The sequence below is a fragment of the Paenirhodobacter sp. genome (genome assembly GCF_041916475.1).
Lineage (GTDB): Bacteria > Pseudomonadota > Alphaproteobacteria > Rhodobacterales > Rhodobacteraceae > Rhodobacter.
The window spans coordinates 1-9,752 of the sequence record NZ_JAYRZN010000060.1 but is presented as its reverse complement, the minus strand read 5'-3'; the positions used below and the strand labels follow the sequence as shown (position 1 = coordinate 9,752).

Below are 9,752 nucleotides of genomic sequence, written 5' to 3'. Positions count from 1 at the left end.
GGGGGGGGTCGCGAGCCCGCCCCCCGACAGCATCCCGTCGCCGTCCACATCCAGCGCCTTGATCCGCGCCGCCACCCGTGCCTCCACGCCCGGACGGATCCGCGCCATCTCGGCATTCACCAGCTCCTCGGCGCTGATCTTGCCGTCATTGTTGGCATCGAGCGCGGTCACCTCGGCCTTGCGCTTGGCCTGAATTTCCTCGAGCGTCACCTTGCCGTCGCCGTCGGTGTCCATTTGCTTCATGTCGAAGCGCGGCCAGGGCGCGGGCGGGCTCCCCGCCTCCTGCGCCAGCGCGGGCAGGCCGCTCAGCGCGGCCCCCGCCAGAAGCCCTGCCAGAAGCGTGCTCTTGAAACGCGTCATCATCTCGTCTCCTCACTGATTGCGGCCGTCATCCGCCGCTGACAGAAGAGAAACGCACGAGCCCCCGCGATCCGTCGCCGGATATCCGTTCTCCCGAAACCGTGATCGCCCTATGCAGCGGCGCCGTTTTATCCGATAAAGGCCACAGGAGGAGCCATGACCACAGCCGACGACCGCCCCGTTCGGGCCGCGATCCTGCGCGGCCTCGCCTGCCGCTGCCCCGCCTGCGGGAAGGGGCCGCTCCTGCAGGGCTACCTCGGCGTGCGCCCCGCCTGCCCTGCCTGCGGTGAGGATTTCCGCGCACAGCGCGCCGATGACGGCCCGGCCTATCTGACGATCCTGATCGTCGGTCATCTGCTCGCGCCCACATTGCTCTGGGTCTGGGTCGCCTTCCGCCCGGCGCCGCTCGTCCTGATCGCGATCTTCGCGACCGGCTCGGTGGCGCTGTCCCTGTTATTGCTGCCGCGCCTGAAGGGCATGATCGTCGCGATCCAGTGGTCGCGCCGGATGCATGGCTTCGGAGCGGGCGAGGCCGCCAGCGACTGAAAGCCCCGATGACCGACGAAACAGACAAGACCCGGCTGCGCGATGCGGCAACCGTCCTCGTGGTGCGGCGCACGGCCGAGGGGCCTGCGGTGCTGATGGGGATGCGCGGCGAACAGGCGGCGTTCATGCCCTCGAAATTCGTGTTCCCTGGCGGCGCGCTGGACCGGGCCGATGCCGAGGTGCCGCTGGCCCTGCCGCTCGCGCCGGCGACGGCTTCGCGGCTGGAGGTCGATGCCCCCGCCATCGGGCCGGCCCTGGCCGTGGCCGCGATCCGCGAATTATGGGAGGAGACCGGGCTCATTCTCGGCGCGCCCGGCGCCTGGCCGGGCGAGGTGCCGCCCGACTGGCAGGGCTTTGCCGCGGCGGGCTTCGTGCCTTCGGCGGCGGCGCTGCGCTTCGTGTTCCGCGCGATCACCCCGCCCGGGCGCCCGCGCCGCTTTGATGCGCGCTTCTTCCTGATCGACGCCGCCGAGATCGCGACCGACCCCGACGATTTCTCCCGCGCCTGCGACGAGCTTTCGCATCTGCAATGGGTGCCGATGGCCGAGGCCCGGCGGCTGAACCTGCCCTTCATCACCGAAGTGGTGCTGGCCGAGGTGCAGGCGCATCTGCGCGAGGCCGCGCCCGGAGCGGAGCCCGCGCAGGTGCCCTTCTTTGACAACCGCGGCCCCCGCTCCGCCTTTCAGCGGATCGGCTAGCGCCCGCCCAGAACGATCAGCACCAGCGAGAGCACCACGAGCGCGATGCCAAACCCCTCGCGCCCGCTCAGCCGCTCGCGGAAGACCAGCGCCGAGACCAGCAGGGTGAACACCATCTCCACCTGCCCGAGCGCGCGCACATAGGCCGCGTTCTGCAGCGCGAAGGCGGTAAACCAGCCGGCCGATCCGGCAATGCCCGCCACGCCCACCCAGACCGTGCGCCGCCAGGCCGCGACCACGCGCGACAGCTCCCCCGGCTCGCGCAGGCGCAGATAGAGCCCCATCCCGAGCGCCTGCGCCGTGGTCACGCAGCCAAGGGTGACGATCGCGCGCGCAAAGCTGCCGCCCGGCAGCAGCTCCAGCGTCGCGCCGCGATAGCAGATGGCCGAAAGGCCGAGGAGCCCGCCCGCCAGCACGCCATAAAGCGTCGCCCGCCCGGAAAAGCCCGAAGGCGTGCGCGAGAGCGCCAGCACCCCCCCGAGCCCGAGCGCAATCCCGGCCCAGCCAAGCCCGCTCACCGCCTCGCCCAGCACGAGCAGCGACATCAGCGCCACCTGCACCGTCTCGGTCTTGGTGAAGGCCACCCCCACCGCGAAATTGCGCAGCTTGAACAGCGACACGGTCAGGAACGTGCCCGCCACCTGCGCCGCCCCGCCCAGAAGCGCAAAGGCCCAGAACCGCGCCCCCGGCAGCGGCAGCGGCCCGGCCATCTGCAGCGTCGCCACCGCGGTGAGGACCGCGATCGGCGCCCCGAACAGGAAGCGCGAGAAGGTCGCGCCGCCCACCGAAAGCCCGGTGGAGGCGAGCTTCTTTTGCAGCATGAACCGCAGCGTCTGCACCGCGGCAGCCGCAAGCGTAATCCAGATCCAGAGCATTCAGCGGCCGATCCGGCGCAGATTGTAGCCGTTGAAATCCAGAACCCGCCGCGCCGCGACCATCAGATCGCTCCGCGGCGGCATCTCACGCGAGAGCACCATGCCAAACCGCCCCGAGGGCGTGCCCAGCACCGCGACCCGGTAATCCTGATCGACCCACAGCACCCAGACCGGCAGATCGCCGAAGGCGCCCTGCGGCGTGAACCGCGCGCCGGGGCCGGTGACGGCGAGCCGCCCGTCCATCCGCCGCGGCGCCGCGCCCGCGCAATCCACCCCGGAGACACGATAGCCACTGCCATCGAAGGCCCAGTGCTGCACCGCGCCGCCGCAGCCCGCCGCCCCGCTTTCGGCCACATACCAGCGCCCGCCGAAACGGGCCGGATCGAACACGACCGCCGAGGAAATCCATCCTTTCGGATCGCGCAGCGGCGTCTGATCGCGCTGCGGCTCGAGCCTGGAGCCGCAGGCGGCGAGCGCCAGCAGCCCGGCCAGGATCAGCCCGCGCAGGGCGCCACGCTCAGAACGGCATCGGATCTTCATGGTGCACCCGGTCGATGGCAGTCAGGATTTCCTTCGGCAGCACGGTGCCCGCGGCATCGAGCGAACGCTCGAGCTGCGCGCAGGAGGTGGCGCCGATGATCGGCACGATCGGGAACGGGCGCGTGAGCGTCCAGGCAATCGCCATCGTCACCGGATCGAGCCCCGCACCCTGCGCGAGCGCCACATAGCGATCGGCCACCGCAAGCGCCCGCGGCCCCATCCGCCCGCCCAGATCCGGCGTGCGCGTGGCCCGCGAACCGGGCGGCAGCGCCCCGCCCGTGTATTTGCCGCTCAAAAGCCCCGTCGCCAGCGGCGAATAGGCCAGCAGCGTCACCTTCTCGTGCCGGCCAAGCTCCGCCAGATCGGTATCATAAAGTCGGCACATCAGCGAATATTCGTTCTGGATCGATACCGCCCGCGGCGCCCCGCCGCCCGCCAGCCGCAGCCATTCGGCCATGCCCCAGGCGGTCTCGTTCGACAGGCCGAAATGGCGGATCTTGCCCTCCTGCACCAGCGCCTGCAGCGTCTCCAGGCAGGCCAGCATATTGGCCTCCACCTCGGCCTTCGGCGGCTGCCGCGACGGGTCGTATTTCCAGTTCTGGCGGAAGGAATAGCTGCCCCGGTTCGGCCAGTGGAACTGGTACAGGTCCACATATTCCGTCCCGAGCCTGCGCAGCGAGGCCTCCAGCGCGCGCCGGATCGAGGCCGGGGTGATATCCTCGCCGTCACGGATCTCCTTGCGGCCATTGCCGGAAATCTTGGTGGCGATGACGAGATCGTCGCGCCGCCCGCGCCGCGCGAGCCAGGAGCCGATGATCTCCTCGGTCCGCCCGACCGTCTCCGCCAGCACAGGATTGGTCGGATACATCTCCGCCGTGTCGATGAAATCGATGCCGCGCCCGGTCCCGAGATCAAGCTGCGCATGGCCCTCGGCCTCGGTGTTCTGAGACCCCCATGTCATCGTGCCAAGGCACAGCTCCGACACCATGATCCCGGTGCCGCCCAATTCCCGCTTGCGCATCGTCATCTCCTGTTCGCAGGCGCAGAACCTGCCATAGCCTCCCCGGAAGGGAAAGCCCTCATGCCAGCGCCGCCGCGATCAGCCCGCGCAGCGCATTGCCGACGAAAAACCCCGCCGCCAGATCGGCCGGATAGAGCACCACCTCCCGCGCCCGGCCCTCCGCCAGCAGCTCCGCCCGCAGCACGCCGGGCAGGCAGCCGGAGGCAAGCGGCGGGGTCAGGAGCCCGCCCGCGCGCGGCACGAACACGTTCGTAATGGTGCCATCGGCAATCTCGCCGCGCTCGTTGAGCAAAACCGCCTCATCGGCGCCGGGCGGCAGCGCGGCCCGCGCATGGTCATAGAGGCCGCGCATCGTGGTCTTGTGCCCGCGCCAGGGGTCGCCGCTCTCCAGCCCCGGGCGCAGCACCACGCGCCAGCCCCGGCTCTCGGGCACGAAGAGCGCCACCACCCGCTCCACCCGCCCGCGCAGATCCACCGTCACCCGCACCCGCAGCGGCCCCTCCGGCAGCCCGGCCAGCGCCGCCGCCAGATCCGGCGCCGCCACCCCAAGCGCCGCGCATCCCCGCTTGAGGCGCGCCTGATGCAGCGCCAGCCGCGGCGGCGAAACCGGCCACAGCAGCGTCTCGATCAGCTTCAAATCGTCCGGTGCCTGCTCGCGAAGCCTGCCTTGCACAGCGCCTCCTCCCATTCCGCATCGACCTGACTGTCGGCCACGATCCCGCCGCCCACGTTCAGCGTGATCCGGCCCTCGCGCAGCAGCGCCGTGCGGATCGCCACCGAAAACTCCATCGCCCCCGTGGGCGCCACCCAGCCGATCGCGCCGCAATAGGCGCCGCGCGCGAAGGGCTCCACCTCGCGGATCACCTGCATCGCGCGGATCTTCGGCGCCCCGGTGATGGAGCCGCAGGGAAACAGCGCCGCCATCATTTCGGAAAGCCCCACCGGGCGCAGCTGTGCCGTCACCGTGGAGGTCATCTGGTGCAGCGTGGCATAGGTCTCGATCTCGAACAGCTTCGGCACCTTCACCGTCCCGATTTCTGCGATCCGCGACAGGTCGTTGCGCAGCAGATCGACGATCATCAGGTTCTCGGCCCGGTTCTTCTCCGAAAGCCGCAGCTCCTCCGCCAGCCGCGCATCCTCCTGCGGCGCGGCGCTCCGGGGGGCCGTGCCCTTCATCGGCCGCGCCGTGATCGCGCCCGCGCCATCTACCGCGAAGAACAGCTCGGGCGAGCGCGAGAGCACCGCAAAATCCCCGGCCTGCACCAGGCAGCCGTGCCCAACCTGCTGCCCGCGCCGCAGCCCGGCATAAAGCGCCGCCGCCCCCGCCTCCGTCTCCCCGCTCAGAGGGAAGGTGAGGTTCACCTGATAAACATCGCCAGCCGTTATATAATCCTGAATCCGCGCGAAGGCGCTGGCATAATCCGCGCGGGAAATCGTCGGCGTCAGCTCGGGCATCGGCAGCGGCGCCGCATCGGGGCGCGCAGCCTCGGGCGCATCATAGGCGCCGAACAGGATCAGCGGCACCTCGCGCGCCTCCGGGATCAGATCCGCCAGACGGTGCGAGAACGCATAGCCCGCCTCATAGGCGATCAGCCCCGCGAGCCAGAAGCCCTGCTCCTGTGCGCGCTGCATCTCCTCAAGGCAGCCCGCCACCTCGTCCAGCGTATCCGCGCGCAGGATCCGCCGCGGCGCCGCGAACCGCGCCCCGCGCCCGGATGGCCCGGCATCGAACTCCAGCTCCAGCGTTCCGCGCATCTCCGCCCCCATCGCCTGCCGCGGAGTTATCCGGCAAACCGTGGCCTGCGCAAGCCTTCACTCGGAGGAAAATCGCCAGTCTCCGTCGCCAAGCGCCGGGCTCGCGCGCTCCAGCGTCAGCGGGCTGCGCGAAAACCGGATCGGCGTGCGCAGCCCGGCAATGCCCTCGGGCGCAATCGCCATGCCCCGCGCCGCGATCTGCGGCTCGGCCAGCGCCTCGGCCACGTCGTTGATCGGCCCGCCCGGAACCCCTGCTTCCTCCATCGCCGCAATCAGCTCCGCCTTTGGGCGCAGCGCCGTGCGCGCCGCGATCCGGGCGCAGATCTCGTCGCGCTGCGCGACCCGGGCCGGATTGGTGGCGAAGGCCGGATCATCGCATTCCGTCATCTGAAGAACGCCACACAAGGATCTGAACTGCCTGTCATTTCCGCAGGCGATAATGAAATGCCCATCCGCCGCCGGGAACACCGAATAAGGCACGATTGAGGGATGCGCATTTCCCAGCCGGTGCGGCACCACCCCGCCCAGCATATAGTTCATCGCCTGGTTCGCCAGCACCCCCACGCCCACATCCAGCAGCGCCAGGTCCACATGTTGCCCCCGGCCGGAGCGCTCCCGCTCCGCCAGCGCCGCCTGCACCCCGATCACACCATAGAGCCCGGTGAAGAGGTCGATCCAGGCCACACCCACCTTCTGCGGCTCGCCGCCCTTCGGGCCGGTCAGGTCCATGATCCCGCACATGCCCTGAATCAGAAAATCGTATCCCGGCTGGGTCGCGCGCGGCCCGTCCTGCCCGAAGCCGGTGACGGAGGCATAAACCAGCCGCGGGTTCAGCGCCGCGCAGCTGTCGTAATCGAGCCCGAACTTGCGCAGCCCGCCGACCTTGAAATTCTCCAGAACCACATCCGCTTCGGCGATCAAGCCCTTGACCTTGCTCAGATCATCCGGGTTCGCGAAATCGCAGATGACCGAGCGTTTGCCCCGGTTGGCCGCGTGGTAATAGGCCGCGACCGTCTCCACCCCGCCATCGGGGCGCGGGCGTTCCACGAAGGGCGGGCCCCAGCGGCGGGTATCGTCGCCCTCCGGCGCCTCCACCTTGATCACCTCGGCGCCCAGATCCGCCAGCACCTGCCCGATCCACGGCCCCGCCAGGATCCGCGCCAGCTCCACCACCTTCAGCCCCTTCAGGGGCGCATCATTCCGCATCGGTTCTCTCCCGCCTTCGGGCCCTGACTACCGCGAAGCCTTCGTGGCCGCGATGGCTACCTGCGCCGCAGACCATGCCCAAAACGCATAGGTCAGTCCTCCTCCAGCGCAGCGAGGCGCCGCAGCAGCGCCGCATCGCGCCAGTCCTGCACCGCGCGGAACTCCGCTTCGGAAACCGGCGGGTAGGCTTCGCTGAGCAGGCGACGAGCCTCGTCATCGAGCTCCGGCGCCCCGAGATCGGCCCACCAGGTCTCCACCGCCGGGCCGAGGTGATCCAGAAAATGCGCCATCATCTGCGGCCCGCCCGCCAGCGCAAAAAGCTTCGCCTGCCCCATGAAGGCCCAGCGCTGCCCCGGCCCGAGCGACATCGCCCGGTCCAGATCCGCGACCGAAGCCACCCCCTCCTTCGCCAGATGCACGATCTCGCGCAGCACAGCGCCCTGCAGCCGGTTCGCGACATGGCCGATCACCTCGCGGTTCAGCCGGATCGGCTCCTTGCCCATCGCGCGGTAGAAGGCCATCGCGGCCGCCACCGCGGCCTCGGAGGTCTGCCGCCCCGGCACCACTTCCACCAGCGGCACCAGATGCGGCGGATTGAACGGATGCCCGACGACCAGCCGCTCCGGATGCGCCATCCCCTCCTGCAGCGCGCTCGGCATGATGCCGGAGGTCGAGGTCGCGATCACCACCTCCGGCCCGAGCACGGGCTCGATCAGGGCATAGAGCGCGCGCTTCAGCTCCAGCCGCTCGGGCGCGTTCTCCTGCACGAAGCCGGCCCCCGTCGCGGCCTCCTCGGGGCTGGGATGCAGGCTCAGCCGCCCCGCGCCCGCGTGCGCCGCCAGAGAGGGCGCCGCCTGCGCCAGCGCGGCCTGCAGCCGCTCCGCGGCGCCCGGCGCCGGATCCCAGGCCCGCACATCCTGCCCCATCGCCAGGAACAGCGAAGCCCAGCTCGCCCCGATGGTGCCCGTCCCGAGCACCGCGATCACTTGCCTTTCGGCCATCATCCCCTCCCCGGAAAATCGCCCCACACAGCCAAGCGCGCGGCCCGCCTCAGCGCAGCACCGCCAGCGCCTTCGCCCAGCGCGCGAGCTCCGCCACCATCGCCCCGGCCGAGTCCTCATGCAGCTTCTCGGCGGTGAACTTGCCCTCGCTCAGATGCCCGAACACCATCGGGATCACCACCTGCTCCGGCAGCGGCATCATCTTCAGCGCGGTCACGATCTGCTTGGCCACCTGCACGGAGCGCAGCCCCCCCGACACGCCGCCATAGCTCACGAAGGCGCAGGGCTTGCAGGCCCATTCCTGCGACAGATAGTCGAGCGCGTTCACGAAGCTCGGCGGCGGCGCGAAATTGTATTCGGGCAGCACGAACACGAAGGCATCGGAGCCCTCGACGATGGCGGACCACGTCTTCGTATGTTCATGCACATATTTCTTCAGCCGCGGGTGGTTCGGCTCGTCCATCACCGGCAGCGCCAGATCCGCCAGATCGGTCAGCACGACCTCGAAGCCCGCATCATGGGCCTTGGCATAGTCGAACATCCAGTCGCCCACCGGCTTGCCGTTGCGGCCCGGGCGGGTGCTGGTGATGATGATGTTGAGCTTCATGGGGGAGGTCTCCTGTCTTGCGGCCGGGCCCGGCCCGGTCAGGGAAGCGGCGCCCGATGATGGTTCTCAGGGCAGCCACGCGGCATACCGCCCCGGCCGGCCTGCGCCTCCCGGAAACGGCTGGACAACACAACACCCTCGCGCCCAGGATGCCAAGACCCCTCGCGCGCGGAACCTGGCCCTATCCAAGCCGCAGATCTGGCTCTATCGCAGCGCCGCGCGCGGGCGCACCACAGGGAAAACCACTCCGGAGTCCAGCAGATGACCCTCTCCTTTTCCGCCAACGACCTGAGCCATGCCGTCGAAGCCGACCGCAAGAACGTCTGGCACCACCTGAGCCAGCACAAGCAATACGAGACCATCGACCCGCGCGTCTTCGTCGAGGGCCGCGGCATGAAGCTCTGGGATGCCACCGGCAAGGAATTCCTGGATGCCGTCTCGGGCGGCGTCTGGACGGTGAACGTGGGCTACGGCCGCGAATCGATCGCGAATGTGATCCGCGACCAGCTGATCAAGCTGAACTACTGGGCAGGCGCCGGCGGCACCGTCCCGGCCGCGCTCTTCGCCGAGAAGCTGCTCTCGAAGATGCCGGGCCTGAGCCGGGTCTATTATTCGAACTCGGGCTCCGAGGCGAACGAGAAGGTCTACAAGATGGTGCGCCAGATCTCCGCGCGCCACTACAAGGGCAAGAAGAACAAGATCCTGTTCCGCGACCGCGACTATCACGGCACCACCATCGGCACGCTCGCGACCTCCGGCCAGGACCAGCGCGCCGAGCAGTACGGCCCTTTCCCCGAGGGCTTCGTGCGGGTGCCGCATTGCCTCGAATACCGCAAGCAATGGGATGTGGAGAACTACGGCATGCGTGCCGCCGATGCGATCGAGGAGGTGATCGTGCGTGAGGGCGCCGAGACCATCGGCGCGATCGTGCTGGAGCCCATCACCGCGGGCGGCGGCGTCATCACCCCCCCCTCGGGCTACTGGGAGCGCGTGCAGGAAATCTGCCGCAAATACGACATCCTGCTGCATATCGACGAGGTCGTCTGCGGGCTCGGCCGGACCGGCACCTGGTTCGGCTATCAGAACTATGGCATCGAGCCCGATTTCGTGACCATGGCGAAGGGCGTGGCCTCCGGCTATGCC

At 69.5% G+C, this 9,752-nt stretch carries 11 protein-coding genes and 1 pseudogene; 3 read left to right on the top strand and 9 right to left on the bottom strand.

Annotation, left to right across the window (positions count from 1 at the left end; all coding sequences use genetic code 11):
• Nucleotides 1–360, bottom strand: a 360-nt coding sequence (locus ACOMG5_RS16665) for an EF-hand domain-containing protein (RefSeq protein ID WP_420344915.1), incomplete at its 3' end; no start/stop codon positions are given.
• 156 nt (nucleotides 361–516) lie between these two features.
• Between ACOMG5_RS16665 and ACOMG5_RS16660 the strand changes: the two genes are divergently transcribed.
• Nucleotides 517–906, top strand: coding sequence for a DUF983 domain-containing protein (locus ACOMG5_RS16660; protein ID WP_420344914.1), 390 nt, complete (start codon nucleotides 517–519; stop codon nucleotides 904–906).
• An 8-nt stretch (nucleotides 907–914) separates the two neighbouring features.
• Nucleotides 915–1,604 carry an NUDIX hydrolase gene (locus ACOMG5_RS16655; protein ID WP_420344913.1) on the top strand — a complete coding sequence of 230 codons (690 nt, stop codon included), beginning with the start codon at nucleotides 915–917 and terminating at the stop codon, nucleotides 1,602–1,604.
• On the opposite strand, the gene ACOMG5_RS16650 is transcribed toward ACOMG5_RS16655, so the two are convergent.
• The 8 genes from ACOMG5_RS16650 to ACOMG5_RS16615 all read right to left on the bottom strand — a co-directional run bounded on the left by ACOMG5_RS16650 (nucleotide 1,601) and on the right by ACOMG5_RS16615 (nucleotide 8,609).
• Entirely contained in the window at nucleotides 1,601–2,479 is an 879-nt protein-coding gene (locus ACOMG5_RS16650) for an EamA/RhaT family transporter (RefSeq protein ID WP_420344912.1), read from the bottom strand. The genes ACOMG5_RS16655 and ACOMG5_RS16650 overlap by 4 nt on opposite strands.
• Entirely contained in the window at nucleotides 2,480–3,019 is a 540-nt protein-coding gene (locus ACOMG5_RS16645; protein ID WP_420344911.1) for a lipocalin, read from the bottom strand. It abuts the gene before it with no gap.
• On the bottom strand, nucleotides 2,997–4,040 hold the full coding sequence (locus ACOMG5_RS16640) for an aldo/keto reductase (RefSeq protein WP_420344910.1): 1,044 nt from the start codon (nucleotides 4,038–4,040) through the stop codon (nucleotides 2,997–2,999). The genes ACOMG5_RS16645 and ACOMG5_RS16640 overlap by 23 nt, the downstream gene beginning before the upstream one ends.
• A 58-nt stretch (nucleotides 4,041–4,098) precedes the next feature.
• Nucleotides 4,099–4,713: an aminotransferase class IV gene (locus ACOMG5_RS16635; RefSeq protein WP_420344909.1), complete on the bottom strand. Its 615-nt coding sequence runs from the start codon at nucleotides 4,711–4,713 to the stop codon at nucleotides 4,099–4,101.
• Nucleotides 4,674–5,795 (bottom strand): aminodeoxychorismate synthase component I, encoded by a 1,122-nt coding sequence (locus ACOMG5_RS16630; protein ID WP_420344908.1) that lies wholly within the window; start codon nucleotides 5,793–5,795, stop codon nucleotides 4,674–4,676. The genes ACOMG5_RS16635 and ACOMG5_RS16630 overlap by 40 nt, the downstream gene beginning before the upstream one ends.
• A gap of 57 nt (nucleotides 5,796–5,852) precedes the next feature.
• On the bottom strand, nucleotides 5,853–7,001 hold the full coding sequence (locus ACOMG5_RS16625; RefSeq protein WP_420344907.1) for a CaiB/BaiF CoA transferase family protein: 1,149 nt from the start codon (nucleotides 6,999–7,001) through the stop codon (nucleotides 5,853–5,855).
• 92 nt (nucleotides 7,002–7,093) lie between these two features.
• Nucleotides 7,094–8,002, bottom strand: a complete 909-nt coding sequence (locus tag ACOMG5_RS16620) for a 3-hydroxyacyl-CoA dehydrogenase NAD-binding domain-containing protein (protein ID WP_420344906.1) — start codon at nucleotides 8,000–8,002, stop codon at nucleotides 7,094–7,096.
• A gap of 49 nt (nucleotides 8,003–8,051) precedes the next feature.
• Complete coding sequence (locus ACOMG5_RS16615) at nucleotides 8,052–8,609, bottom strand: NADPH-dependent FMN reductase (RefSeq protein WP_420344905.1); 558 nt, start codon at nucleotides 8,607–8,609, stop codon at nucleotides 8,052–8,054.
• A 261-nt stretch (nucleotides 8,610–8,870) separates the two neighbouring features.
• On the opposite strand from ACOMG5_RS16615, the pseudogene tpa reads away from it, so the two are divergent.
• A pseudogene (tpa, locus tag ACOMG5_RS16610) lies at nucleotides 8,871–9,752 on the top strand (hypotaurine--pyruvate aminotransferase Tpa); the annotation flags it as partial.